This is a genomic window from Haliscomenobacter sp., assembly GCF_041740695.1.
GTDB lineage: Bacteria > Bacteroidota > Bacteroidia > Chitinophagales > Saprospiraceae > Haliscomenobacter.
The window spans coordinates 16908-43812 of sequence record NZ_JBGSLK010000064.1; the positions used below are offsets into that span (position 1 = coordinate 16908).

Genomic DNA, 26905 nt, shown 5'->3' on the forward strand with positions numbered 1-26905 from the left:
CTTATTGTCATGACGGACTTAGAACAGTACTTCCGCAACAACCAAAACCGGCTGATCCACAAATGGAAACATTATTTCGACATCTATGAGCGCTATTTTGCGAAATACCGAGGACAAGAGGTGGTGATCCTGGAAATTGGGGTTTTTCATGGGGGATCACTCCAGATGTGGAAAAGTTATTTTGGAGACAAAGCCAAAATTTACGGCATCGATATCGATCCAAAATGTAAGGAGCTAGAGGAGGAAAACATTCAAATCTTCATTGGCTCACAAGCTGATCGGGCATTTTTGCAACAGGTCAAGGCGCAAATTCCGGAAATAGACATCCTGATCAATGATGGTGGCCATACGATGCAGCAGCAGATCGTATCCTTTGAAGAATTGTACTCCAAAGTCAAGCCCAATGGGATTTACCTGTGTGAAGACACCATGACTTCTTATTGGTTGGAATACGGCGGCGGATTCCGGCGGCGGGGTACTTTTATTGAATATTCGAAAAGATTTGTTGACTCCATTCATGCCTGGCATTCGGGGCAGGCGGCTTTCAAAAAAGACCATTTGATCGAATCTCTGGCTTCGGTGGCTTTTTACGATGGTATAGTTGTATTGGAAAAGAAACCGATGGAAAAACCATACACCCTGCAAAGTGGGCAGTCTAGTTTTGAGTCAGAAAACCCTGCGCCTAAAAGCAGACGGCAGAAACTCAATTATCAGGTTTTGTTGTCGATCAATAAGTTGTTGCAGCGGTTAAAATTGCATGGGTTTATTTGGCGTTGAAGTTTCCCAAATTTCGACCTAAACCCAAAGCGACTTTTTATTATCACAAAGGAAAAAAAAGAGGACGCCAAGGACACAAAGTTAGACGTTGACAGCGCTTCACTTTGTGTCCCTGGTGTCCTCTTTTTTTTCCTTTGTGATAATAAAAGAATGCTTCTCAATTAGGACAAGCAACCTTCGTCAAAACAGGCGCGCCAGCATCGCTCACCGTCATGCGCCAGCAGCTCCCGTCTGGAGATTTCATAATTACCCCACGATTCACATCCTGAATGTAAACGTCGCCACTAGCCACTTGAACTTTAGCCGCCGGGTTGCTGGTGCCAATGCCAATGTTGCCATTCAGGTCAATCCGCATTCTTTCTGAGCTAGCATCCGCAAAACCTCCGGTAGTAAAACGCAAGACCCCATTGGCTGCGGTAAACTGCAAGCCATTGTTGCTGGAAGGGGAATAAAGCATGGTCATACCGCGCAAGTAAGGATTAACCGAGGACTCATCGGGATAGGCATACAATTGCAAATCCGTATTGCGGTTGTTGAACCGTCTGGTGAACAAGCCAATCAAGTTGCGGTTGGGGTCGGCATTCTCCTGGCCGATGATGATGCTGGCATCATTCGTAAATGCAGCTTTCAAACCAGCCAAAATTGGGCCATCGTAATAAACCCCTTTGCGTAGGCCAGTCGTATCGCGCCATTGGCTGCTTCCGCCGCCACCTGCGTTTCCAGCCTTCTCCGCATACAGCGCGTAAGGCACACTCATCAATTGAGTCGTATTGCTCAACAATCCATCAATTTCTACTTTGAGGAATTTAGGGCCCGCCCAGTCGATGCTGGCAAAAGTGCCCGTAATGGCGCTGCCCTTGCCAATGGTCAGGTTGAACAAACCGAAGTTGTTGGTTTGCGTTTGGTGCGTTTCGGCATAAATGGCAGTGCCTTGAGCTGAACCATTCAGGATGCTGAATTTTACGGCTACGCCGGTGTTCGCTTTGGGGTTACCCGCATTGTCACGAGCAATGGCTTGGTAGCTAAATCCTTGCGGGGCTTGGGCGAAGCTGAGTTGAGCGTAGATCACTACTACAATCAGGGTCAAAAGCTTTTTCATATTTTAATGAACTTGATGATTCTGGAAAATTGGGTTTGTTTACCGATTAGGTGCAGAAAGTAAATGCCAGGGGTAAGCCCACTGACGTCGATGGGCGAACCGTCGAAAGTGCCCGTCCTTACAGCTTGACCTGCGCGCAGGATGCTGTACTGGATGAAGCAGTTGAACTGGCCTTGCAAATTGATCACGTCTTTCACCGGGTTGGGAAAGAGCACGAGCACATTGATGGCGCCGGGCATACATTCATCGACAGGTTTGGTAAAGGTGGGCTGCTGGAAGCCCTGGGTGTAAGCGTCTTCGAAATCACTGAGGGTTGTGATCGCGATTTCGCCGATGGAGTAGGACACACTCATGGAAGCGTTGGCAACGGTGGCACCGCCAGGGCTGATGAGCGTTTGTGCATGGCATAGTCCTACTGCCCCTAGCAAAAGCAGGGTCAATGCATTTTTTACCATATTTAATGTTTTGAAAAGAAATTACTTAATTGAAATAATACACGGTAGCAACTCGATTCTTATAGCAACGCTCAAACGCCACAAAAGTAGTTTGTTTTGTTTAATTAGCAATAGTTTAACGAACTATTATTTGTCACTTAACATCCTTTTTTCGTCTAAATGCGTAGTACTTAAACAAAAGCTTAGGTACAACCAAAACCGGGGTTCACCCGTTCACTACAAAAACCAATCCATGTACAAATCACTGCTTTATTTCTGTTTTACACTGGGCTTGATGTTTTCTACCATCAATTGGGTATCCGCCAATCCTCCCAGCCATGAAGCCTGGGATGCCCTGCTCAAAAAATATGTATCCGCTACGGGTAAGGTCAACTACAAAGGCCTCAAAACCGATAAAACCAAACTGGAAGACTACCTCAAAACCCTGAGTAGCAATGCCCCGGAAGAATCCTGGAGCAAAGGGGAAGAAATGGCCTACTGGATCAATGCCTACAATGCCTTCACCGTCAAACTCATTGTCGACAATTATCCCCTCAGCAGCATCAGCAAACTGCACGGTGGCAAACCCTGGGATCACAAATGGATCAAAATCGGGGCAAAAACCTATTCGCTCAACAACCTCGAAAACGATATCCTGCGCCCGCAATTCAAGGATGCACGCATCCACTTTGCGGTCAACTGCGCGGCCAAATCCTGTCCTCCCCTGCTCAACGCCGCCTGGACTGCCAGCAACCTCAACAGCAACCTCGACGCCCAGGCCAAAAAATTCATCAACAATACGGCTTTCAATAAACTGAGTGAGAAAAAAGTGGAAGTCTCCAAAGTTTTTGAGTGGTACGCGGAGGATTTTGGCAATTTGGTCACTTTTATCAACAAATATGCCAGTACCAAAGTGGGTGCAAAGGCAAAGGTTGTGTATCAGGAGTACGATTGGAGTTTGAATGAGTAGTTACTTGCGGAGATTAGGAGGTTTATTCTCCGCAAAATATGCGGAGAATGAATCAAACGCCTTCGGCGCAAAGCGACATCAATAGCAATACGGATGACGCGGATTTAACGGATTAAAACGGATTAATTTTAGGTTACCTCAGAGTGATCCGTTTTAATCCGTTAAATCCGTGTCATCCGTTCTCCTAATTGTGGTTTCGTTGGTGAAAGTAAGCGCGAAGCGCGAACGATACAGAAATGCTACTTGTCCAAAATACAAAATGAATTAATGATGCCCCATCTACCGTGAGTCCAAAATACAAATCCCCTTTGGGGTTTGTAAATGCGCCACCAGATAAGGCCTTTCCGAGGATGCAAGGGGATGCAACTCAAAAACCCCTTCAAAATTGATCTTGTCCAACACTTCCTGTAATTTTTCCGCCTTGGGATGGTAGCCCTCCAAACGAATCAAGCTACAACCTTCATCCCTCAGCATTGCCGCCGGATGTGGTTCACTCTGCCACTCAATCAGCGTTGGGCAAACGCCACTGAGCGGCAAACTCCCATCGGGCGGGATGCTGATCAACCAGTTTAAATGACTCCGGCTCATGGGCTCGATGGCTCCAAACCAGCCTTTTTGCAGCGCCTGGGCAGATTGGATGTCATTGGTTCTTGCTACCCAATGCCGTAGTCGAGGTTGCCCATAACGGCCCAAACCATCCAATTCAAACCAACGAGCGCAATTCGGTTGCGGTAATTCGGGATTGATGGCAATGACTTCGAGGTAACAGCTTTCGCCGAGTTTGAGCAAGGCATTGTGGGTAGCCATGCGGGGGTGGGTACCGCCAGGTTGGAGGGATACACCGAGGGTTTCCTCCGCGTAGGCAATGCCTGCGGGTAGGTTGGGGGCCGTGATGACGAGGTGGTCGAGGTGGGTGTGGAGCATGAATTTGTGTTTAAAAACCAAAGCGACACAATGGGAACGCGGATGACGCAGATAATGCGAATTTACGCGGATTTCGGCTTTCGCCTGCGGCGAAATTTTTTTTAGCCACGAATTGCACAAATTTTCACGAATTTAGGCACAAACTTCGTTTGCGCGAAAGCACATTGACATGAACGAAGTGAATGTGTAATTCGTGAAAATTCGTGTAATTCGTGGCAAATCTCATCCCATCACGCCGCAGGTGTGAAAAAATCCGCATCAATCCGCTTAATCCGTGTCCGCGTTCACATTGTGTCGCTTTAGCTAACCTGCTTGCGCGGCGAGCAAGCACAAAGACCTTGCTGCGATAACTAATCACCCCCTCCACCCCGTCAAATCCGCCATTTCCACCCACCATTGGTCTACTAGCCGAACCCAAAGCCAGCAATTTTTCCTACATTTCCCCTTCATCAACCATTAACGCCACATGAATTGGAAATCTAGCATAGTTTGTGTACTGTTCTTGAGTGCGAGTCATTTGTTGATAGCGCAAAACGCACTCCCACCTCAGTCCGATCCAAAATTGTATACCATTGCCAATGCCGCTTCGCCCCAACGCCTGGAAGCCGATATCCGCAAACTGGTCAATTTTGGCACGCGCAACACCTTTTCGGACACCGTGTCGACCACCCGGGGCATCGGTGCCGCGCGACGTTGGATCAAATCCGAATTTGAAAAAATCTCCTCCGCCTGCAACTCCTGCCTGGAAATCAAAACCCAGAGTGAGTTCCTCAAAGGCGGCAGCAATCCCCGCATCACCCAGGACGTAACCGTGGTGAATATCCTGGCCATCCAGCGTGGCACCCGCTACCCCAACCGCTACGTGATCATGAGTGGCGACATCGACTCGCGGGTTAGCAATGCTTCGGATGCCACCAAAGATTCCCCCGGTGCCAATGACAATGGAACCGGTATGGCTGGTGCCATCGAAGCGGCACGCGTGCTGAGCAAGTATAAATTCCCGGTCAGCATCATTTACGTGGGGCTTTCTGGTGAAGAACAAGGCTTGTGGGGCGGCCAACACATGGCCAAAATTGCCAAAGCCGAGGGTTGGGACATCATCGGGGTGCTCAACAACGACATGATTGGCAACATCCAAGGCATCAACGGCGAAATTGACAATACGACTTTCCGCGTGTTTTCTGAACCTACGCCCCCGCAGGAAGGTGAGCGCGAGCGCACCTGGCGGCGGGTTTACGGCGGTGAGGTCGATGGCCCATCGCGCCAATTGGCCCGCTACATCGATCGCCTAACCGATCAATACTGCACCAACCTGAATGCCATCATGATTTACCGCCTAGATCGTTTTGGTCGCGGTGGTCACCATCGCCCTTTCAACGACGAGGGGTTTGCCGGGGTACGCATCATGGAAACCCACGAGCAGTACGAACGCCAGCACCAGGATTTGCGCACCGAGGATGGCATCAAGTACGGCGACGTAATCGAGGGGGTGAATTTTCCTTACGCAGCGAAATTGACGGGGGTGAACATGCTGGTCATGGCCGCCCTGGCTTCGGCCCCTCCCGAGCCTAAAAACGTGCAGATTGGGGGCATCGTCCTGCCTTCTACCCGCCTAAAATGGGATGCGGTGAATGATCCTGACCTGATTGGTTACAAACTCTACTGGCGCGAAACGACGGCTGCGCAATGGCAACATTCCCGCTTTGTGGATAAATCGGTGACGGATTTTACTTTGGAAAACATTATCATTGATAATTATTTGTTCGGGGTCGCTTCGGTGGGGAAAGATGGGCATGAAAGTTTGGTGGTGTACCCGACGACCTTGATCGCGCGGCGGTAAATTTTTACAATATGTAGAATATTTTATAAGCTTATCCTGCTTAGGTGTCCCTTAAGTGTCTTAGGATTCTTAGGTGGTGAAAGAGTATCCTGCTACGCAGGTTTTGTTTTTTCACCACCTAAGAATCCTAAGACACTTAAGGGACACCTAAGAAATAATGTGCATAATCAACACCTCCAAAATTTCACAAAATGAAGCCAACTTTTACCCTATTTTTTTTCCTCCTCCTCAGTTTCCAGCTCCTTGCCCAAGGGCCAGTGCTGGTGGACGAAAAACGATTTCCCCTTGATCCCCAACTCACTTACGACTCCAACATCCCCTCCCCCGAACAATACTTTGGCTACAAACTCGGAGCCGAATTCACCCTTTACGCCAATACCGTCAACTACGTCAAAGAACTGGATCGGCTTTCTGACAAAATCACCCTGCACCAGTACGGCAGCACCTACGAAGGTCGACCCTTGATCCGTCTGGTGATTACCTCGCCGGAGAACCACAAAAACCTGGAGAGCATCCGCCAGCGCCACCTCAAACTCCTCGATGGCAGCGCTGCTGAGGTAGCCAGTCTGGTCAAGTCCGAACCCATTTTTATCACCTACAGCTACAACATCCACGGCAACGAAGCCTCTTCGACTGAAGCAGTAGCCCAGGTCGCCTATCGACTGGCCGCTGCACAGGATGAAGAAACCAAAAGTATCCTCAACAACTCCGTGATTGTACTCTACATCTGTGTCAACCCCGATGGGCGCGACCGTTTCGTTTATTGGTACAAATCGACCCAGCGCAGCGTTTTGGGTTACGAGCCCCGCGACCTGGAACACTACGAGCCCTGGCCCGGCGGTCGTGGCAACCACTACTGGTTCGACGTCAACCGCGACTGGGTATGGGGCATCCACCCCGAAACCCGCACCCTGACCATGGATTACCAGCAATGGATGTCGCAAGTGCACGTTGATTTCCACGAGCAAGGGTACAACAACAACTACTTTACTGCGCCCGGCACCACGCCCCGCAACAAACTTTTGCCCGATACCTACGAGGCCCTGAGTGATACCTTTGGCCGCGCCAACATCAAAGAATTTGACAAACACCGCATCAGCTATTTTACCCGCGATGCTTTCGACTTCTTTTATCCTGGCTACGGCTCCAGTTACCCTTCCGTAATGGGGGGCATTGCCATGCTGGTCGAGCAAGGTGGCATCGGTGGTGGCCGGGCAGTACAAACCGACGACGGTGGCTTCAACGTGCTGCGCCAACGCATTTTTGACCACTACACCACTTCGATGGCAACCATCAAAAAATCGGTGGAGCGCAAGGAAACCCTCCTGAAATACAGCGTGGATGCCTGGAATCCTGGCACCAGTAAAACCCCAACCAAGACCTATTACCTTTCCGCCGAATCGCCCTACACCCTGGATGTGGTCAACATGCTGCTTCGGCAACAGGTCAAGGTGGAAAAAGCGACCAAAGCTTTTACGGTAAGTGACGCGTTAGACTACCGCAATGGGCAAACGGGCACCAAAAACCTGCCTGCAGGCACCTACATCGTGAGTACCAGTCAAGCCCGACACTTGTTCATCAACAGTGTTTTAGAACGCCGCCTGGCCATCGAAGATTCGGTGATGTACGACATGGCCACTTGGTCGGCCATCCTCGCTTACAACATTGAGGGCTATTCCAGCAATAGCAAACACAGTGTAGCAACCGATAGGGTCACGCAGGCAGTTACTGCCAATACTGCAGTCATCAACCCCAATGCCCAATACGCCTACGTCATTGAATGGAAGCAGCGCAATGCTCCGCAGGCCCTGGCGCAATTGTGGGCCAAAGGCTACAAAGTCCGGGCTTGCCACGAGCCCTTCAGCGATGGCAAAACGACCTGGGGCTACGGTTCCTTGATTGTACTGATCGAGCGCAATGAAGACAAGCTGACGCAGATTCATCAGGACATGGCGGAGATCGCTTATAAGGCCAGAGTCATCATCCACGGATTGGGTTCTGGAAGGGTCAAAGATGGCATGGATCTGGCTTCGGGCCGCAACCGGCCGCTGAAGGTACCCCGGGTGGCCTTGTTGATCGATCCACCGTTTTCCTCTCTGACTGCCGGGCAAATCACCTTTTTGTTCGACTACGAAACGGGTTTGCCCATCCAGCGGGTGCGGGGTTCGGTATTGCAACAAACGGCTCTGCCCAAGTTTGGTGAACGCTACGGAGCTGCCGATTTGAACCAGTTCGATGTGTTGATCCTGCCCGACGGTGGGGCTGGGCTTGGTGAATTGTTCAAGCCAGAGCAACAGGCCCAGTTGCGCGACTGGATCAGCCGGGGCGGAACCCTCATCGCGACCGAAAGTGCAGTGAGCTTTTTCACCGCCCAACGCTCCCGTTTCACTACAGTCAAACTGATCGAACCTGCCCGGGATTCGAGTACAGCGGCCCGTACGGTGGCTTATGAAGAGCGGGAAGATTTTAATGGAAAAAAACGCACTCCGGGTACAGCCTTGAACGGCCTGATCGACAATAGTCACCCGCTCGCCTTTGGCTTGGGTAAGGAGTTGTACAGCATCAAGCAGGACAACATAGCCCTGGCCCCCAGTCCTGAATTACAAAGTGTAGGCCGCTATGCCAGCGCAGACAAAGCTTTTGTGGCGGGTTACATTTCGGAAGACAATAAAAAATCGCTGGCGGGCAACACCTTCGCAGGAGTCCTGCCGCTAGGGCAAGGCAAAATTGTGTTTTTGCAAGACAATACGCAGTTCCGCATGTTTTGGCGCGGGCCGAGTCGGATGATGCAGAACGCGGTAATGATGGTGCCGAGTTTTAATTAAAAGATATCATTTGTTTGAGAATGGGGGATTGATAATTTTGCGGAATAAAAAATTCGCAACATGCCACTCGTCCCCCATTCTTCCTACCCCGGTCCCCCACGTTACCAGCTCAATGGCCATTTCCAGACCATTCTACCCGCCTTGACCCGCAAAATCCAGGCATTGCCTTACGAGCGCGAACGCCTGGAATTGGCGGATGGCGACTTTGTGGATTTGGATTGGCTAGATGCCAACAGCCAGGAGTTGGTCATTTTGTCCCACGGTTTGGAGGGTAGCACGGACCGGGCGTACATGAAAGCAGCGGCACACTTTTTTCATCAAAAAGGTATGGACGTGCTGGGCTGGAATTGCCGTTCTTGCAGTGGGGAGATGAACCGCAAGTTACGCTTGTACAACCACGGGGAAATTGAAGATTTTGGGCAGGTCATTACCCATGCCTTGCAGCGCAAAGCGTATCAAAAAATCCATCTGGTTGGTTACAGCATGGGGGGCAGCATTTTGCTCAAATACCTGGGTGTACACGGCAAAAACATTCCTGAGCCCATCAAAACAGGTATCGCCTTTTCTTCACCCTGCGACCTGCCGGGTAGCATCCAAACTTTGGAAAAACGCAGCAACTGGTTTTATCGCCGCAAGTTTTTCAGCAGTTTAAGCAAAAAAATTATGGCCAAAGCGGAGCAATTTCCGGGGCAAATCGACTTGAGTAAATTTGATCAAATCAAAACCTGGCGGGATTTTGACGAGTTTTATTCTGCGCCCATCAATGGGTACCGGGATGCGGAAGATTTTTATTGGCAGGCTTCGGCGCAAAATTTTGTGGAGGGGATTACGGTGCCAGCGCTTTTGTGCAATGCCATGAATGATCCTATCCTGACGCCATCCTGTTCACCTAAACACTTGGCCAAAAACCATCCTTATTTTTATGTGGAAACGCCGCGTAAGGGGGGGCATGTGGGGTTTGCGATTCGGAATTATGCGGGGCCGGATTATTGGTTGGAGCATCGGGCACTGGAGTTTATTGAGGCGCATAACTAAGGCGCCTCTTAGGTGTATCAGGTTTCTTAGGTGGTAAAAAAACTTCTTTCACCACCTAAGAAACCTCAGGCACTAAAGGAATCACCTCAGAAGTGGATAGGCGAAGCGGAATTTGCTGCCCAATTCAAAAGAATCGTACAACAGATCACCGAATCCAGTTTGAACAGTGCCAAACAATTGCCAACGAGGATTCACCTCTACCTGCCCGGACAAACTCAACGCCATGGGTCGGTCCCCATTGTTGAGATACCCTGAATAACCACGAAAAGCAGGCGACAGCGCCCAATTTTTTCCTTCTACATTCAGTCCCAATCCAAATAAGGGCGCATCGTTTTGATTTTGGCGGTTTTGATTGATTTGCCACACAAAAATCCCGCCCATGCCTTGTATGCTCAAATCCAGGTTGCCATCAATCAGTTTTTTGCCAAAAGACAAATCAAGGTAATAGCCTGGCGAATCCGTATAGCGCGCCATCCCCAACATGGTAGAAGAAGGAAAACGATACCCGATGCGCAGCGCCAAATCCAGCGGATGGGTTTCCGCCTTCAATATCTGGATCAGCGTGTGCAGGTAAATATCCCCACTCGCCAAATGTTCATTGTAAAAAACGTGGAAGGTTTTGCGCTCGGTTTTGATGACGTGAGAAAGGGTGAAATACTCGATGGGCACCCAGTACAATTCAAAACTGATCACATCGGGCACCAGATTGTAAGTGCCATACAATGCAAGGTTTTGGGTGGCATCGCCTGGGGTGGAATGGCTGTTTCCTGATAGTGCAAAAGAACGTTCATTGGGCACCCGGCCATTGCCCAAACGTGGAATCGGTAGTGCATTTGGCCCTAAAAACCGTGGCGTACGGATGATGTAATCACCCCAGAAACGCTGACCATCCCAGCCTACGTTGTTGGCCCACCAGTAGTGATCTTGGGTGAAGACAGTGAATGGAAGAATGAAGAAGAAGGATATAAATAATAGTTTTTGCACCCATTTAAACTTTACGCAACACGTAAATAATCGAACTCGCCCGCTCGGCTTTTCCCCAACTCTTCAAAAAAGAACGCAGGCCCGTAATCGCTCCCAGGGGAAGTGCCAGAATACCCTTGCCACGGTATTTTTCACTCAACAGCGACACATAAAAAGGATCAAGCGGCATGCCTTTTTTGTCAACCACCTTAAAACCCATTTCGGCAGCCAGATTGCTCAAGGTTTTTGGCGAAAAATGCCAAAGGTGGCGCGGCACATCGTAGGCAGCCCAATGAGCGCCATATTTTTGACCATCCAGCGACTGGTAATTGGGCACCGCGATCATCAACACCCCAGCGTCGTCCAGCAGTTCGTGCAGGCGTTGTAGGTAGAGTTTGGGCTCGTATACGTGCTCCAGAACATGCCACATACTGATGGCGCCGAATTTGCCGGGCAGGGTACCCGCTTCCAGTTCGGCGGGTGGGCGTACATCCAGACCAAAGTGTTGAATGCCAAAGTTACGCGCACCTTCATCCACTTCTACACCCAGCACTTCGTAGCCCTGGCCGCGCATGTGATTCATAAAGTACCCGGTGCCACAACCCACGTCTAAGAGGCGGCGTTGGTCGCTCAGGCTTTGCACCAGCTGCTGTTTGTTGCGCAACATGTACTCGCGGGCCGCGTGGTACAAGCGGTTGATCAAGCCTTTTTTGGTATCGCTGTGTGAAATGTAATTTTCACTTTGGTAGTACGACCCAATCTTGTCAGGCCCGGGAATGTTTTGGGTAAAACGCAGGCCACAACCATGACAATCGTACAGGTCGAAGGACTCTCCAGAAATAGAATGGTCTCGGGTAGCTACGGTTTTTTCAATGTCGTAGCTGCCACAAAGCGGGCAGTGTTGGTATAGGATGTTGCTCATATTACTACATAAAAAAAGACATCAGTTCCAAAAAAACTGATGCCTGCAAGCTTAAGATCACAACAAAAAAAAGTATTCTAAATACTGGGGGTGAAGTTAGGGAGTTTTTTTGGAAAAACCAAAAAAGGGTTCCAGGAGAATAAACGGCGCTTCGGCTACACTTCGACTCCGCTCAGTGACCAGCCAGCGACCGTTTATTCTCCTGGAACCCTCTTAAATTTTAACCTGCCGCAACTGATCCACCATCACTGGTCGTAGTCTACGGGCAGCATCCAAAATCATCAAGGCGTCGTCGGGGAAATTACCGGGGCGATTGCCAATGCGGCTACGGGTTTCCTTACTTAGGGCACGTTCATCACCTCGGAAAGTAGCCGCGTAGTTTTCCCAAAACGCTTCTGCACCAAGGGGACGAGAATCGATCACTGAACCGGAGTGTAGGTCAAAGAGTTCCAATTGGGCGTTCAGGCGGGCACCTTTGTGTTGGTACACTTCGGTTACCATGGCCTTGACATTGATTTTGTTGGGGTACTTGATGTCGTTACCAGCCGTGTCTTTTTTCACATTGCCACGGGTATCGTACTCGTACACCCAGCCGTCCTGGATTTGGGTTTGCTCCTCGTACTGGCGCTCGCGGTAGGTGCCGGGGCTTACCTGTACGTCGCGCAGCATGAGGGTAGCTTTGATGTCGTAGTCGATGCCCGATTGTCGGTTGTTGTGAAAGACCCGCCAGCGATCATTGAGGTCGCGGAAACTGAGTTCGGTCAGTTCCCGATCAAAACCAATAGGAAGAATAACTGGGGCGCGGTTTTCCACATTTACGAGTACAAATGTGGTGCCGAGGTGTTGAGCTTCACGTTGTAGGGCTTCGCGCTCGCGGTAAGTTGAGTAGTATTCGCGGATGCGCTCCAACTCATCGTAAGCGCGGCGAGCAGGTGTTTTATCGTTGTTGTTGCGACGAGCCTGACTGAGCAGGTCGCTTGCATAGTTGTAGTGGTATTCAGCAGCTTTTTCGCGGGCTTCAGTGATTAAACCTTCCACACGTACAAACTGGAATGAGGCTTTGTATCCCCGACGGTCTACCAGTGGGATCAGGGGCTCTACGAGGCGCTGGCGGCGTTGGATGCGTTGAAGAACGTCATAGATGCGGGGCCAGGCTTCGGCGCGGTTTTCATTGCGCAGGGCTTCGGCTTGATCCATGTCGCGGGTGGTGGCTTTTTCAAAAGCGAATTCCACCGTGCGGACGAGTTCTTCGTTCTTGCGGTCTTTCCCAACCAGGCGGTTTACACTGCGCTCGATGGCTTGGTCGTAATCGCCTACTTCGGCTAGTTTAACTGGAGAAGCACAGGCGGCGGCCAAGAGGGCCAATACGATAGTGGTCGTGATGCTGGAAATAAAGTGCTTCGGTGTCATGGCAGTGTGTTTTGAGCTTGTAATAGGTCAAAGTTAATACCGTAATGAATACCAAATCATTATGGGGAAGTTAAGATAGATTTGTTAAAAAGTTAAATTGTAAGGGGAGGTGTTAAGGTGTGTTAAGGGGGTGAACAGTAAGGTAAAGGAAAGGCATAGTCCAATTTGGCTCTATGCCTTCCTTTTTGCTTTTTTCTAAAGATTTCAAGTCACTCAATTTAGTTTCACTTTCCAATCATCCTCCTCAAAATCGCCAATTTCATCAGCCCCTGAATTTTTGTGCTCTTCCATGAACTTGGCCATGTATGCATCTTTTTCTGTCTGGCTTTCCTGCAAAATTGCCAAAGACTGGGGGCTTGCTGAAACATACGGTTTCAGTTCATCAGTCAAAGTCATTTTCCCTGCTTCCTCGTCTTCTTTCCAACAATTTTCCTGCCCCGAACTACACCAGGGACGTTGCATACATGCTGGACAATAACCACTGCAACCATCAAAAACCCAGCCTCCTGAACCAGATCCAGTCAGTTCAAACTCTTCTCCTACCCATTCTAACACTGCTTTGTATACCAATCGAGCGGGAGTTCCTTCGCAGAGCGCAATCCCATAACCAGCTTGGTCAACCGCAACAAGCAGTTTTTCCAATTCCTGGTCTATCTCTGCTTCGGGAATTTCATCAGGGTTTTTAATTTTGAAGGTTTGGGGCAATTGCTCCACAATGGTTTTCCGGGTAGGTTGATTTAAGAGCCAAAGCTCAAAGCGATACCAATCACTTTCTGGCGAAATACCTGGAAAAATCGGTGGAAAGCAAAATCTGCCTTCTTCCAGTTCCATCAACTCTTGGCTGCCGTATTGCTGGTACTTCAGGGTGAAGTTTAGCAAATTTTCCAGCCGCTGATTTTCCAAATCCAAATCCATTGGTGTGAACTCAAACACTTCGGCAAGGTTTACGCCTAAGTCTTCAAAAGCTTGCTTGTACTGCAAGTTTTGGCGGTAGGGTTCAAGATCTTGTTTTGACATGTTGTTTCGCTTTTAAAAATGGAAAAATGCAGGGTGATTAGCAAAACAAACATCGGTTCCAAAAATAATCAGGATTTTATTTTTTTCCAAAAAAATGTTGATCCTTGGCGTATTGAAAAAACAATAGGAGAAGCCAATTGACATCATTCATATGCCAATTGGCATTCTATTTACTCCGCCCAAATCATCGCCAAATGCACAATCGTCTCCACAGCCTTCTGCATGTCCTGTACCGAGACCCATTCCTGCTTGGAGTGAAAGGCGTGTTCTCCCGCAAAGATATTCGGACAAGGCAAGCCCATGAAGGACAAGCGTGAACCATCCGTACCGCCGCGAATGCTGGAATGAATCGGCTCCATACCTGCCCGGCGAATGGCGGCCAGTGCATTGGTGCTCACTTGTGGATGTTGATCCAGGATCTTTTTCATGTTGCGGTACTGCTCGTGTACACGCAATTCGTAACGAGAGTTAGGGTAGTTTTGCATCACTTCCTCCACCACACTTTCCAAAAACGCCTCATGCTCGACCAGTTTTTCGTCGGTAAAATCGCGGATGATGAAGTGAACTGCCGCTTTTTCCGCCAAGCCTTCTAACGTCACAGGGTGGATGAATCCTTCCCGGCCGTCCACAGCTTCGGGAGTAAGGCGGTCTTTCGGCAGTTTGGCAATGATGTCACAAACAATTTTGACCGCACTTTCCATTTTTCCCTTGGCAAAACCCGGGTGTGCACTCACCCCATCGATGATCAAGGTAACTGCATCGGCGCTAAAAGTTTCGTCTTCAAAAGAACCCCGCCGCTCCCCATCGATGGTATATCCGTAATGGGCACCCAATTTTTGCAGGTCAACTTTTTCGACTCCACGGCCTACTTCTTCATCGGGGGTGAAGAGGATTTTAATGGTTCCGTGGGGAAGTTCTGGATGCTGCATGAAATACTGCGCTGCATCCATGATTTCGGCAACGCCCGCTTTATTGTCCGCGCCCAGCAAGGTAAGGCCACTGGCGGTGACAATGTCGTTGCCCATTTGTTCGCCCAAATTGGGATGGTCTTGCAAACGGATGACCACGTTGGGATCGTCGGGCAGTACCAGATCGCGACCATCGTAATGCTGGTGAATCAGGGGCTTCACATTCGTACCACTGCTATCCGGCGAAGTATCCATGTGGGAGCAAAAACAAATGACGGGTACCGCTTTGTCCACCGTGGCGGGGATGGTGGCGTACACATAGCCGTGCTCGTCCATATGGGCGTCAGTTACCCCCAAGTCCTGGAGTTCCTGTGCCAGAATACGCGCAAGGTCTTTTTGCTTTTCAGTGGTGGGAAAAGTTTGGGAAAAAGGGTTGGATTGGGTATCGATTTGCACGTAGCGCAAAAAACGTTCCAGTACGCTGTGTTGGATGGGTGGTAGCATGTTTATTAGTAAATTTAGGATTGATGTCGTATCGCCTGTGGCAACATGAGCAAAAAAGGCAAGCTACGCTGATAGTCTACACTTTCGTAGTCAAAGCCAATGTGCACATTGCGGTAATAGGCGCTTAGGTTTTGGTAATAGTATTGTTCACTGGGAATGTTCCAGGCCTCCGGCCCTAGCTGAGTAGCTAAAAACCATTTTTCAAGCAAGCGGGCCATTCGCCCATTCCCATCTTCAAAAGGGTGGATTTTGAGCAAAACCAAATGCAGCATAGCCGCATAGTACAAGGTTTCAGCAAAGGATAGTTTCGTTTTTACCAGTCGCTTCAAATCCTTAAAAAACTTTTCCATCTCTAAAGCCACAATGCCTGCATCGGCAGCCACGTATTCGATTTGCCCTTGACTGTTGATGATGAACTCTTGTTTGTTGCGAATTTTCCCTCTTCCACTGCTGCGCAAAATGTGCTTGGTCAATACTCCGTGGGCTTTGAGTAAATTTGCAGGATTCAGCACCTGATCTTTCGCCAAAGTATACGCCTCAAAAAGGTCGTCTATTTTGCGGGTATAATCGGGTTGGTAGTTTCCATTAAAAAACTTGTGGTTCAAAAAACTGTTGAGATCGATGTCTTCTCCTTCAATTTTTGAAGAATAAACCGAGGAAACCGAGGCATAAAAGCTGAAATTGTCGCTGGTAAAGCTTATCTTAGGGAAGTTTTTGGCATACTCAGGCCAATCAATATCTGGCAACTGCTCCTTAAATTCGGGCAGTAGTACAGCACTAATCAGAGACAAGGAGTTGGTTTTGGCCATGAGTACATTTCTGAATTCCCAAAAGTCGGAAAATTCCTGATTCCGATGCAACTTAAAAAATCACTTAGATCGAAATAGAGCTGAATTTCCACCCTGTTTTTACATCACCCATCGAAAAAATGCATCCTAGCTCGGACTTTTTTGGTCTGAGATACACATTTATACTAACCACCAAAACCTGACACGAGTGATGAAAAATCAATCCCTATTGCTACTCGCTTTGGTAGCGCTCATTTCCTGGAGTTGTGGCACCAGTTCTACCTTGCTGGAAGTTCTACAACCTTCTCAAATTGTATTGCCTGATGACATCAAAGTAGTGGCCCTGATTGACCGCAGCAAACCAGAAAAAGGTTTTGCCAATTTCCTGGAAGGTGCCATTTCTGGTGAAGATATTGGACAAGACCGCGAAGGTCGCCGTTTGGCCCTGCAAAACCTCACCACTACCCTGACCCGCACGCCTACCCTACAGATAAAAGGAACGGGGCTGGAATACAACGGCCTAAAAAATGGCAAACAAATGTTGCCCCCACTCAATTGGAACGAAGTGCAATCCATTTGTAGCAAATACGGCGCGGATGCCATGATTGCCCTGGAGTCCTTCGATTCCTCCTCCGATATTTCGTACAGCCAATCCAGCTACAAATCCAAACAAAAAGACGGTACTGAAATCACCAAATACACCCACACCGCCCGCCGCAACCTGCGCGTATACATGGGCTGGCGCGTATACGACGCCAAAAAACGAGTGGTAGTGGATGAAAATACGGTTAGTGAATACGATGAGGATTCGGCAACGGGGGACACCCAAGATAGAGCCCGCAACAATTTGCGTTCTCAATTGACTGCAGTGCGAGACCTCGCTTCCAAAGCTGGTGACGCTTACGGCAAACGGATTGCTCCAGTTTGGGTCAATGTGAGTCGCACTTATTACACGACCGCCAAGGGGGCAGACAAGAGTGCCATGGAAGAAGCTCACCGCCTCACCCAGGCCAACAAATGGGAAGATGCCGCTGAAGTCTGGAATGATTTGCTCAGTTCAGCCCGCGATCCCAAAACCAAAGGTAAGGCAGCGCACAACCTGGCCCTCGCCCTGGAGCGCAATGGCAACCTGAAAGAGGCTGAAGACTGGGCCAGCAAAGCCTTCACCCAGTACGGCAACAAAACATCGCAGAACTACGTCTACGTGATTCAGCAACGCATTTCAGACCAGGAGCGCCTGGATTATCAACTTAAAAAGGTTAAACCTTAGAATTTGTCCCTTTTTTGCCCAGGTTCGTCCCAAATTGTGACATAGGGGAATAAAAAGCCTGTTATTTGGGGCTTATTCATCCGACTGTTTATGAAGGGATTATTCTACGATTTTTTTGTGTGGAGTGCAGGTTCGGACCGGGAAATCCTGGACCGAACCGGGCGCTCTGAGCACGTCAAACACGCCGGATATGGTGGTTTGGTGCTGGTGCCGGCAGTACTCGGGTTGTTTTCGATGATGTACGCCGTTTCTACCTTGACCGACAAAGCATTTGTTTACATCGGTGCCGGGATCGTTTGGGCTTGCATCGTTTTTACGTTCGACCGCTTTATTGTCTCCACTTTCCGCAAGTCCGACAGCGCCCGCAAAGACTTGTTTTCCTTTTTGTTCCTAAGTCGTTTGTTGTTTTCGATTGGCATTGGGGTATTGGTTTCTCATCCGATTGTGCTGCTCGTATTTGACGATAGTTTGGAGCAGGAGCTTTTTGCCATGAAAGAAGAAGGGGAAAAAGCCATTTATGCCCAGTACGAAAACACCATCGACGTGGTGCGCAACCGCGACTCCTTGCTCAAGGGAGAAGTAGAACTCAAATTGGCTGAACGTGCTTGTAAGGAAAAATTGCTGCTGTTTGAAATGAGTGGCAAGGATACCACCATGAATTGTGGTACCACCTCAGGCATGAAGCAATACGGCCCACGCGCCAATGAAATCAAGGAAGAAATTGGCTACCTCAATGAGGAGATTGCCGCCTTGCGCAATAAGAACGATGTGAAAATTGGTGACAACACCAAAGAAATTGGCAGCCTACAAGCCGAGCGAGAGGAAAAACTCAAGGGTTTCCAGGATCAATTCAGCTACAACTACCTGGCCCGTGAAGTCGCCCTGGAGCGCCTGGAAGCCAAACCAGTCGGTGGAACCTCGGTAAAGTGGACCAAGTGGTTTTTGATTGTCTTTTTTGTATTGGTTGACATTTTACCCGTCTTCTTTAAAGCATCTACCAAGCAGGGCGAGTACGACCGTTTGATGGACAAAGAAAGTGATAGCACCGCCAACTCCTTCCCCGCCTACGAACGCGCGCAGGAAGACCTGGTGCGCAAGGCCTACGTAGATCAATTGGCCAAACACCGCCTGGACGAAGTCACCCGCACCATCAAAGACAATACGGCTCCTTTTCCCGCCCTAAAAAGTGAACTCAGCCAATACCTCAATGTCAATACGCCCTTCGATTATGGCAAAACTGCCGATGGCCAGCCCGATCCGGTGCAAAAGCTCTGGACGCGCAATGGCCTGGACTGGTTGCGCTATAGCTTTTACTCGATCGGCCAATCAGGCTTTCTAGTTGCATTCACGCGTGATTGGGCGTACCTTACGGGAGGAATTTGGGTGTTCTTTTTGCTCAATCTGCTGATTGGGTATGTAGTCAAACGTACTGTGTAATGGTTGAGAAGGTTTAGGGAGGTTGAGAAGGTTTAAGCTCCGCGAGCGTCATTGTCAAATTCGCTTGCGGAGCCTAAACCTTCTCAACCTTCTCAACCTCCCTCAACCCTAAATAAAAAATCATGTCGGAAAACCAGCCAAATCAAACGTATACTTTTGCCAAGCAGTTTCTCATTTTTTTAGTCGTACTCAACCTCGGAGTGCTCTTTGCTCTCGGTACGCTCTACCTCAAAGTGGACAAGCAAAGGATCGCGCTGGATGAACGCCAGACCAAAATGATTCGGGACTCGATCATTTACCGGGATTTGCTGCGGAGGGATACGAACTTTTTGAAGACCTTGCAGGTGGCACCCTTAGCGGGAATCAAACCGGATACGCTTCCCTAGATAATATGAATACCTGCTGAGGTGTCCCTTAGGTGTCTTTAGTTTCTTAGGTGGTGAAAAAAGAAAAAACAATTTCACCACCTAAGAAACTAAAGGCACTTAAGGATTCACCTCAGTACTACATTTTTTTAAGCTTTATACCAAAACCACTGGCACTCCAATCTCCAGGATTTTCCGCGCCCGCTCAATCGTCAGTGCGCTTTTCCGCCGGGATTGATCCGGCCGAGGCACCGTTTCAAAGGCGATCAAATGGCTACAAATGTCGCGCCAGGCAGTACTGGCCAGGAAATTCACATCTGCAATACTGCGGTTTTGCGCCAAATCGCTTAAGGCTTCACTGAGCACCATAGCCATGTAGTTCGGGCCGAGGTTCACGCCCATCGCAATGGCTAAGGCTTGAGTTTCCAGGTCACGTAAAACATTTGATATAGGCGTTTGTATGCGGGCACCATTTGCCAAATTCAAATTCAACATCGCGCTGAGCGATGGCACTGCATACAAGGCGTTGGCCACCCGATATTGCTCCACTACCAACTCTGGCACAAACCCGGCTTGAATAAAAGGCACAAACAAATCTGACTGCGATTTAATGTACTCCCATATCAGCACCTGATTGACAACCGATGGTGCAGAGGCGACACTGACCTGCCCATTTTTGACCATAATTCCCGCCCGTTCAAAGATTTGTTGGTACTGCGCTGGGGCATTGGTTTTCATGCTTTGCAGCAGCGGGTTCAGGCTAAATTTGGCAGCAAACTGGATGAAGCCGTAGGAAAAAATGCCTACGTCATAGGTATTGATCGCATCGTAATGCCCTTCTACTTTTTTACAAAATTGTAAGGCATTGAAGATTTTCGGCGTTAGTCCAGCGGCGGCAATGGCAGCGTGGGTAGGCACAGCACGGGCTTGGCCCGAAAGGCTATAGCCGTTTAGTTTTCGGATGAGTTTAAAGGTGCGGATTTCATTGCTGAGCAGACGAATCTCCAGGTAAAGGTTATAGTTAGTGTCTTCTCGGCGGCTCAATAGGGCTGAATTACCCGCAGGATTAACGGGTGGGTTCGGGGTTGGCGTGGGTGGCGGCGGCGTTGGAACTGGAGGATTGACAACCGGCGGCTTCACCACCACTGGCGGCGGCGTTGGAGGCAATGGAGTAATCGGCGGAAAGGTACTTCCTCCCACGCTGACACTGACCTTGAGTACTTGCCCAATGCTGAGGTTATCGTTTTTGAGGTTGTTTAGGCTGCGCAAGACGACGATGGTCGTGTTGTTTTCACGGGCGATTTTAGTCAGGGTATCACCTTTGACCACCTTGTAGTTTTTAAAATTCTGGGAACTCACTGGCGTAGTGATCGGCTTGTTGCTGCCGATGCGTAGTGCCGTACCTACACTCAGGGCATCTGATTTGAGGTTGTTGTCTTTTTTGAGTTGATCAACCGTGATTTTGTAATTGATGGCGATGCGGTAGAGGGTGTCGCCAGGTCTGACGACATGCTGGGAGGAGGAGGTATCAACCAAACTGCGGGATTTGGCGATCACGGGGCTGTCGTCTTCCTCGTCTATTCGGACCAGGAGGCTCTGCCCCAGGAACAATTGGCTGGATTTCAGGCCATTGAGGGCTTTGAGGTGCCGGATTTTGACGTCGTATTGACGGGCGATGCTGGTGAGGGTGTCGCCGGGGGCGACGGGGTGGATGGTGGTGGTCATGGTGTGCGTTTTCAGGCCCGGCGGCCTTCTCCCACGGCTAAAGCCATGGGTTGGGTTTGTGTATGTGCCTCCCACGGATAAATCCGTGGGTTGGCGGTTTTTTGTTGAAACGTTAGAGGGTGGAAAGTATTGCCGAGGCAAAGTATGCCAAAGTTAATAAATCAATATTCATTTTGCTCGTTTTAAGTGATTCGGTATTGAGAGGGCATTAAAAAATTAGTTTGGAAAATAAAATAAAAGTTTTTATTTTTGAGTACATCAAACAATTAAAACACCAAAAATTCATTTTATGAAAATACTAATGACTGTTCTATTGGCGCTTGTCTTTACTGGAGCCTTAACTGCTCAAACCTTGACCAAAACTGAGCGTAAAGAAGCCGTGAAGTACATCAAATGGTGTACCAAAGAGCTGAAGAAAAGTTTGAAAGGTTTATCGGAAGCTCAATTAAGCTTCAAACCTGCGGCTGACCGCTGGTCGCCACAAGATTGTATGTACCATATCGCTTTTTCAGAAGGTACACTACGCGGTGCCCTGGATCAAGCGCTAAACGCTCCTGCTGATCCAAAAGCCAAAGCTGAATTAAAAGCTACCGATGAAGAGATTAAAGCAGGGGTGGTCAGCCGAACGAATAAGGTAAAAACCGCCGAACCCTTTCAACCAGAAAATACCGGCTACAAGTCATTGGCGGAAGCTATTGCTGCCTTTGATGGTAAAAGAGCAATGCTGATAGAACTGGTAAAAACCACCAATGCCGACCTGTGTAATCACATTGTAGCCCTACCTTTTGGCAAAATGGACGCCTATCAGTTCATTTTGTTCATCGCTGGGCATAGCAATCGGCATACGCAGCAAATTAATGAGGTTAAGACGGTAGAGGGGTATCCGGGGTCTTGATTTTATGGGATTGAATTTTACGCCGTGCTCATTGCTGATGGATTTGAGCAGGGCGTAGAATTCAACTACTATCTTTCACTATTAATGAGCAAATTAGAAAGAATATAGAAACCACGGAGGAGAAACTTGATTTGAGAAAGCGTAAAATGACGGAGTTGCCCGATAAGTTAAACCTAATGAGGATTCAATAAAATTGGGTTGTCTATGACCTTCATATGCTGTAGTGTACCTACTAAAAATTGGTTTGTTTCAAAAATGTAATCTAATATCGATTCTCCTTCACCCAGATGAAACTCATGTTCTGCTATTTGCTTTCCATTCTCAAGTAATAAATAAGTTGCTTTGTGCGCAGCTAACACCAACAAATATTGCTCGACAAAATAGTAAATAGTTTTAGATTCGTCTGAGACAGCAGTAATTTCCCATTTTAAAGTAGCAGACAGTGGATAATGGTTGTTCCATTGATAGTTTAGTGCTGGCTTTTCAAGATATGTTTCAACATCATAGCTGTAAATACGGTTATCCAGGCGGAATAGAGGCAGCGAGGGATGCATATGGAATTTACAAGTATAATTACCTAGTTCGATATACACTTCGATGAGACTAACGGTTTCATCGGGTTCTATTCGAAAGATGCCACTTTCTGCCCCGCCTTCTTCAATACTGATGTAAGAAAATAAAGGTGCATCACCTGAAAAACTGAGGCTGACCGGTTGAGAGGTGAAGGGAATAACTGAACTGGTAATTTTGCCTGTTTTTAGATTCAATACATAAAGTTTAGTGTCTTGGCAGGGAAGAGCCACAATATATTTTCCACACAGCGAGAAGGCCGCATATTCAATAAATTTGCCGGGTGAAAATTGATAGGAAGCTACTGATTCCAGAGTCGAAGTATCTTTGAGGTGCAAGCCTTCCCAATCGGGGATGGTGCATAATTTTTTATCCGGAGAAAGTGCAATCCCTCGAAACGCCCGATCGACTAACTGAATGCCTCGATATGGTTTGAAAGTGCCATCTTTTTGTTTACGCCAAAGCACGATTTGCAATTCCGATTCTCGCGATAAAAAAGCATCTTCTTGAATAAAATACCCAGGAAAGTATCCTTCTGGTTCTATCTTTGCCAACTCTTCAGTAGTCAATTTCCATTCAGAAAGAATGAGCTCGGGGTATTTTTCTTCAATGTAGGCTTTTACGTCCTTTTTGGCGTATCTGTAAACCTTGGAGCGATTAAACCGTGCATCTAGGGACATGAGTAGCTCAAAGCGCGTTACACTATTGCCCATCGCAGCTTCGTCTACTACCGTAAATTCATTGCCTTCTTGAATCGCATTGAGGTTGGCTCCATATTCGAGGAGTATTTGTAGGCAACCTATATCGTCCTTCTCATCATCGTCTGGAAATCGTGCAACCAGGAATAGAGTGTCCTGATTTCCAATTACTAAATCCCTACCAATTTTTTGAGCTTGCTCAATTAAAAAACGGAACACTTCTGGTCGATTCATCCGACCAGACCAAAATAAAATGCTATGTGGATAACCATGCTCCAGGCTGGCCCCTGCTTCCAATAGTAATTGAGCGATTTCTACATTGGCCGATTTATAAAGCGCTTGAATGTTTTTTCTCGTATTAAGATCTAACCCATGTTTTAACAGATAACTCAACAGCTCGGCATTGCCTTTATCTGCTGCATAGTCCAGCAGCATATTGCCATTCAAAGCTTCAGCATACAACAAGTCTGGTTCAAGCTCTATCCACTTGATGATCTCATGGTTAGAAAAATCACCACCATACCATAGTTGATCAAAAAAAGGATGAATTTTGGAGTCGCTATTTCTTCTAGACATAGGTGGACAAAATTGATTACAAGCCACTTATTTTATACCCATTCAAAAAATCCTTCACCCCCATCCTTTTCCGCCCCTGCAACTGCAATTCCAATACTTTCACGTAGCCATCTCTCGTACTGTATTTCAAATATGAGCGCCCATCCGAAAACAACTGCCCCACTGGATGCTCGTGCTCGACAATTTCCTTTTCTGTCCGCAGCACCTTTAATTCCAGCTCATCCAGCATTGTCCAAGCTGCCGGGAAAGGGCTCAGGCCACGTACAAAATTGTGCACTTGAGCAGTGTTTTGATCAAAATTGATCTGACAGGTTTCGTGGAAAATTTTGGGGGCATGGCTCACTTGGGAGTCGTCTTGTGCTTGCCGTGGCACCGTACCTGCTTCGATAGCTTGTACCGTTTTGAGTACAGTACCTGACCCCAGTTGCATCATGCGATCGTGTACCTCACCCGCGGTTTCGTTTTCATTGATGGGAAGTTTATCCTGGAAAATGATGTTGCCTGTGTCGATTTCATGTTGCAGAAAAAAGGTGGTTACGCCAGTTTCGGCATCTCCATTGATGACCGCCCAGTTGATGGGGGCTGCACCGCGATACCGGGGCAAGAGGGAGCCGTGCAGGTTAAAAGTGCCCATGGCCGGCATGTTCCACACGATTTCGGGAAGCATGCGGAAAGCAACTACGATGAATAGATTGGCTTCCAAAGCCCGCAACTGGGCCAAAAACTCCGGGTTGCGCAATTTTTCTGGTTGCAGTACCGGAATACCTTGTTCAACCGCATATTTTTTAACTGGAGATTCCAAAACCTGCTTCATGCCCCGGCCACCCATTTTATCTGCTACCGTCACCACGCCTACTACTTCGTAGCCATTTTTCACCAGAACATCGAGTGAAGGAACCGCAAAATCCGGGGTTCCCATAAAAACGATTTTTAATTTCATGCTTAATTGCTAATTTGGCGTAAATATATAAAATCCATGCCAGCACCACGCACCCTCTACCTCACTACCTCTGATGGCTTAAATCTCCGTTGTTTAAGTTGGGATCATGTTGAACCCAAAGCAGTGATTGCCCTGGTGCACGGGATGGGTGAGCATTGTGGTCGTTATGGACATGTGGCCGATTATTTTAATCAACAAGGTTATGCTATGATGGCCTACGACCAAAGGGGGCATGGAGAATCGGGAGGCCCAAGGGGGCATAGCCCTAGTTTTGAGGCCCTACTGGATGATCTGGCTTTGTTCCTGCGGAAAGTGGAAAAGGAGTATCCAGGAACCCCCATCGTGCTGTACGGACACAGTATGGGTGGAAATGTGGTTTTGAATTATACCTTAAAAAGAAAGGCGGCCATTGCGGGGCTGATTGTTTCTTCGCCCTGGATTGAATTGGCCTTTGCGCCACCAGCCTGGAAGGTAAGTGCGGCGCGTTGGTTGAAACTATTGTTGTCCAAACTGTCGATGTCCAATGACCTGAATGTAAGCCTTTTGTCGCATGATCCTCAGGTCGTATCCGCTTACCAAAAAGATCCATTGATACACAATAGAATCACGCCCAGCATGGGGTATGATTTGATGCTGGCAGCGCAGGATTTACAAACTTTTGCGGGCAACATGCCAGTCCCCACCTTGTTGTTTCATGGCACTGCGGATCAAATTACGTCCTATCCAGCCAGTAAAGCTTTTGCTGAGCGGGTAGGTGCCCCATTGAGTTTTACAGCATTTGAGGGATTTTACCACGAAACACACAATGAGCCGGAAAAAATCCAGGTTTTTGAGCGGATTATTGCGTGGTTGAAGGAATTGTAATGACTACTTCCTCAACCTAACCTCCTCTGTACTCCGCCAAATGTACCGACACACCATCGCCGTCCCTCCATCCGGGTTCCCGTGGGGCATGGTTTCATGATTGATGGCCCCCATCAAAGCATAAAATTTCCTAGCTTGGTGATTCTCCTCCAATACCCACAGGTAATAGCCTAATCCGGGTTGTTTGGATTCGGCCAATTGAGCGGTGCGTTCCATCAATTGGGCACCAATTCCCTGGCCTTGAACCTCCCGGCTGACGTGGAGATTGTCCAATAAAGTTCCAAATTTCGGGTCTTCATTGATCTCAATACAGGCAAAACCTACCAGTAGCCCATTTTTTTCCGCCAACAAAATCTCTCGATTGGGCATGGGCTGGGCAAAGCGTTCGGCCCACAAATCAGCACGTTCCTGCACCACTTGTTCATCCAGATAGGCATCGCTAAAAATGCCTCGGTAATGCTTTTGCCAACTTTGGGCGTGGAGTTGGGCGATGGCAGCTTCGTCTTGAGGCTCTACTAATCGGTATGTGATCATGGCTATTCTACTTTGGTCAGGTCTTTAAAAAAGATGTAAGTGTCTACATAACCCAGTTCATGGTGGTAAAAACCACCAGGGGTGGTACCGATGATCTCAAAGCCATTGGCTTTCCAAGCGCGTACCGCCGATTCGTTGGTGCTAACCACCAGGTTGAATTGCATGCCTCGATAGCCCAAGGTCTTGGCTGCAAGAATGGAATGAGCGCAGAGTTGAGTGCCAATTTTTTTGCCCCGAACTTGAGCATCCACCATATAGGCAGCATTAACGATGTGTTTGCCATAACCCGGTTGATTGGGGCGCAAAATGTAGGCCCCGACTATTTGCCCGTCCAGTTCAGCTACAAAGACCGCATTGTCGAGGTTGATCCAGGTGGCTTCCATTTGTTCCCGCGAGTAGGTCTCGTCGTAAGGGAAGTAGATTTTTTGGTCGACCACGGCTTTCCAGAGGTGCCAGACGGCATCGAGGTCGGCGGGGGTTGCTGGGCGAATATTCATTGCGTTTTTTTTGGTTGAGGGAAGTTGAGATGGTTGAGGGAGGTTGAGGCTACCGCGAACGATTTTGACCAAGGATTTATTTAGAAATTCCCTTCAATGTCGCTCGCGGTAGCCTCAA

Annotated in this window: 24 protein-coding genes; 10 read left to right on the forward strand and 14 right to left on the reverse strand. The window is 48.4% G+C overall.

The window, feature by feature from the left end:
• Positions 1 to 9 precede the first annotated feature (9 nt).
• On the forward strand, positions 10 to 777 hold the full coding sequence (locus tag ACEW9O_RS13925; protein ID WP_373550781.1) for a class I SAM-dependent methyltransferase: 768 nt from the start codon (positions 10 to 12) through the stop codon (positions 775 to 777).
• Between the two features lie 157 nt (positions 778 to 934).
• Here the strand turns inward: ACEW9O_RS13925 and ACEW9O_RS13930 are convergent, their stop codons facing one another.
• Positions 935 to 1876 carry a hypothetical protein gene (locus tag ACEW9O_RS13930; RefSeq protein WP_373550782.1) on the reverse strand — a complete coding sequence of 314 codons (942 nt, stop codon included), beginning with the start codon at positions 1874 to 1876 and terminating at the stop codon, positions 935 to 937.
• Positions 1873 to 2331: a T9SS type A sorting domain-containing protein gene (locus ACEW9O_RS13935; protein ID WP_373550783.1), complete on the reverse strand. Its 459-nt coding sequence runs from the start codon at positions 2329 to 2331 to the stop codon at positions 1873 to 1875. The genes ACEW9O_RS13930 and ACEW9O_RS13935 overlap by 4 nt, the downstream gene beginning before the upstream one ends.
• Before the next feature lie 232 nt (positions 2332 to 2563).
• Here ACEW9O_RS13935 and ACEW9O_RS13940 point away from each other — a divergent pair, with 232 nt between their 5' ends.
• Complete coding sequence (locus tag ACEW9O_RS13940) at positions 2564 to 3280, forward strand: DUF547 domain-containing protein (protein ID WP_373550784.1); 717 nt, start codon at positions 2564 to 2566, stop codon at positions 3278 to 3280.
• A gap of 279 nt (positions 3281 to 3559) precedes the next feature.
• On the opposite strand, the gene ACEW9O_RS13945 is transcribed toward ACEW9O_RS13940, so the two are convergent.
• Positions 3560 to 4204 (reverse strand): VOC family protein, encoded by a 645-nt coding sequence (locus tag ACEW9O_RS13945; protein ID WP_373550785.1) that lies wholly within the window; start codon positions 4202 to 4204, stop codon positions 3560 to 3562.
• Positions 4205 to 4670: 466 nt separating this feature from the next.
• Here ACEW9O_RS13945 and ACEW9O_RS13950 point away from each other — a divergent pair, with 466 nt between their 5' ends.
• From ACEW9O_RS13950 to ACEW9O_RS13960, 3 genes are all read left to right on the forward strand, one after another.
• A complete protein-coding gene (locus ACEW9O_RS13950; RefSeq protein WP_373550786.1) occupies positions 4671 to 6044 on the forward strand; it encodes a M28 family metallopeptidase in 1374 nt (457 codons plus the stop codon).
• A gap of 191 nt (positions 6045 to 6235) precedes the next feature.
• On the forward strand, positions 6236 to 8869 hold the full coding sequence (locus ACEW9O_RS13955) for a M14 family metallopeptidase (protein WP_373550787.1): 2634 nt from the start codon (positions 6236 to 6238) through the stop codon (positions 8867 to 8869).
• Between the two features lie 60 nt (positions 8870 to 8929).
• On the forward strand, positions 8930 to 9904 hold the full coding sequence (locus ACEW9O_RS13960; RefSeq protein ID WP_373550788.1) for a YheT family hydrolase: 975 nt from the start codon (positions 8930 to 8932) through the stop codon (positions 9902 to 9904).
• Between the two features lie 81 nt (positions 9905 to 9985).
• Here the strand turns inward: ACEW9O_RS13960 and ACEW9O_RS13965 are convergent, their stop codons facing one another.
• The 6 genes from ACEW9O_RS13965 to ACEW9O_RS13990 form a co-directional block, all read right to left on the reverse strand.
• The gene (locus ACEW9O_RS13965) at positions 9986 to 10888 is read right to left on the reverse strand and encodes a hypothetical protein (protein WP_373550789.1); all 903 of its coding nucleotides are present in this window, start codon (positions 10886 to 10888) and stop codon (positions 9986 to 9988) included.
• 4 nt (positions 10889 to 10892) lie between these two features.
• The gene (locus ACEW9O_RS13970) at positions 10893 to 11789 is read right to left on the reverse strand and encodes a class I SAM-dependent methyltransferase (RefSeq protein ID WP_373550790.1); all 897 of its coding nucleotides are present in this window, start codon (positions 11787 to 11789) and stop codon (positions 10893 to 10895) included.
• A gap of 213 nt (positions 11790 to 12002) precedes the next feature.
• Positions 12003 to 13199, reverse strand: a complete 1197-nt coding sequence (locus tag ACEW9O_RS13975; RefSeq protein ID WP_373550791.1) for a hypothetical protein — start codon at positions 13197 to 13199, stop codon at positions 12003 to 12005.
• A 213-nt stretch (positions 13200 to 13412) separates the two neighbouring features.
• Positions 13413 to 14216 carry a hypothetical protein gene (locus tag ACEW9O_RS13980; protein ID WP_373550792.1) on the reverse strand — a complete coding sequence of 268 codons (804 nt, stop codon included), beginning with the start codon at positions 14214 to 14216 and terminating at the stop codon, positions 13413 to 13415.
• A gap of 170 nt (positions 14217 to 14386) precedes the next feature.
• The gene (gene pepT / locus ACEW9O_RS13985) at positions 14387 to 15628 is read right to left on the reverse strand and encodes a peptidase T (RefSeq protein ID WP_373550793.1); all 1242 of its coding nucleotides are present in this window, start codon (positions 15626 to 15628) and stop codon (positions 14387 to 14389) included.
• 14 nt (positions 15629 to 15642) lie between these two features.
• The gene (locus tag ACEW9O_RS13990) at positions 15643 to 16437 is read right to left on the reverse strand and encodes a Fic family protein (RefSeq protein WP_373550794.1); all 795 of its coding nucleotides are present in this window, start codon (positions 16435 to 16437) and stop codon (positions 15643 to 15645) included.
• 190 nt (positions 16438 to 16627) lie between these two features.
• Between ACEW9O_RS13990 and ACEW9O_RS13995 the strand changes: the two genes are divergently transcribed.
• From ACEW9O_RS13995 to ACEW9O_RS14005, 3 genes are all read left to right on the forward strand, one after another.
• Positions 16628 to 17686: a DUF6340 family protein gene (locus tag ACEW9O_RS13995; RefSeq protein WP_373550795.1), complete on the forward strand. Its 1059-nt coding sequence runs from the start codon at positions 16628 to 16630 to the stop codon at positions 17684 to 17686.
• A 90-nt stretch (positions 17687 to 17776) separates the two neighbouring features.
• Positions 17777 to 19123, forward strand: coding sequence for a DUF4407 domain-containing protein (locus ACEW9O_RS14000; RefSeq protein ID WP_373550796.1), 1347 nt, complete (start codon positions 17777 to 17779; stop codon positions 19121 to 19123).
• A gap of 122 nt (positions 19124 to 19245) precedes the next feature.
• Entirely contained in the window at positions 19246 to 19509 is a 264-nt protein-coding gene (locus ACEW9O_RS14005; protein WP_373550797.1) for a hypothetical protein, read from the forward strand.
• A 135-nt stretch (positions 19510 to 19644) separates the two neighbouring features.
• On the opposite strand, the gene ACEW9O_RS14010 is transcribed toward ACEW9O_RS14005, so the two are convergent.
• On the reverse strand, positions 19645 to 21213 hold the full coding sequence (locus ACEW9O_RS14010; RefSeq protein WP_373550798.1) for a LysM peptidoglycan-binding domain-containing protein: 1569 nt from the start codon (positions 21211 to 21213) through the stop codon (positions 19645 to 19647).
• Between the two features lie 289 nt (positions 21214 to 21502).
• On the opposite strand from ACEW9O_RS14010, the gene ACEW9O_RS14015 reads away from it, so the two are divergent.
• Positions 21503 to 22108 (forward strand): DinB family protein, encoded by a 606-nt coding sequence (locus ACEW9O_RS14015; RefSeq protein WP_373550799.1) that lies wholly within the window; start codon positions 21503 to 21505, stop codon positions 22106 to 22108.
• A 173-nt stretch (positions 22109 to 22281) separates the two neighbouring features.
• On the opposite strand, the gene ACEW9O_RS14020 is transcribed toward ACEW9O_RS14015, so the two are convergent.
• Positions 22282 to 23952, reverse strand: coding sequence for an ankyrin repeat domain-containing protein (locus ACEW9O_RS14020; RefSeq protein WP_373550800.1), 1671 nt, complete (start codon positions 23950 to 23952; stop codon positions 22282 to 22284).
• A 16-nt stretch (positions 23953 to 23968) separates the two neighbouring features.
• Positions 23969 to 24892 (reverse strand): methionyl-tRNA formyltransferase, encoded by a 924-nt coding sequence (fmt, locus tag ACEW9O_RS14025; RefSeq protein WP_373550801.1) that lies wholly within the window; start codon positions 24890 to 24892, stop codon positions 23969 to 23971.
• Between the two features lie 36 nt (positions 24893 to 24928).
• Here fmt and ACEW9O_RS14030 point away from each other — a divergent pair, with 36 nt between their 5' ends.
• The gene (locus tag ACEW9O_RS14030; protein WP_373550802.1) at positions 24929 to 25756 is read left to right on the forward strand and encodes a lysophospholipase; all 828 of its coding nucleotides are present in this window, start codon (positions 24929 to 24931) and stop codon (positions 25754 to 25756) included.
• A 3-nt stretch (positions 25757 to 25759) separates the two neighbouring features.
• Here ACEW9O_RS14030 and ACEW9O_RS14035 read toward each other — a convergent pair whose 3' ends face one another.
• A complete protein-coding gene (locus ACEW9O_RS14035; protein ID WP_373550803.1) occupies positions 25760 to 26290 on the reverse strand; it encodes an N-acetyltransferase family protein in 531 nt (176 codons plus the stop codon).
• A 2-nt stretch (positions 26291 to 26292) separates the two neighbouring features.
• A complete protein-coding gene (locus ACEW9O_RS14040) occupies positions 26293 to 26787 on the reverse strand; it encodes an N-acetyltransferase family protein (protein ID WP_373550804.1) in 495 nt (164 codons plus the stop codon).
• Positions 26788 to 26905 lie beyond the last annotated feature (118 nt).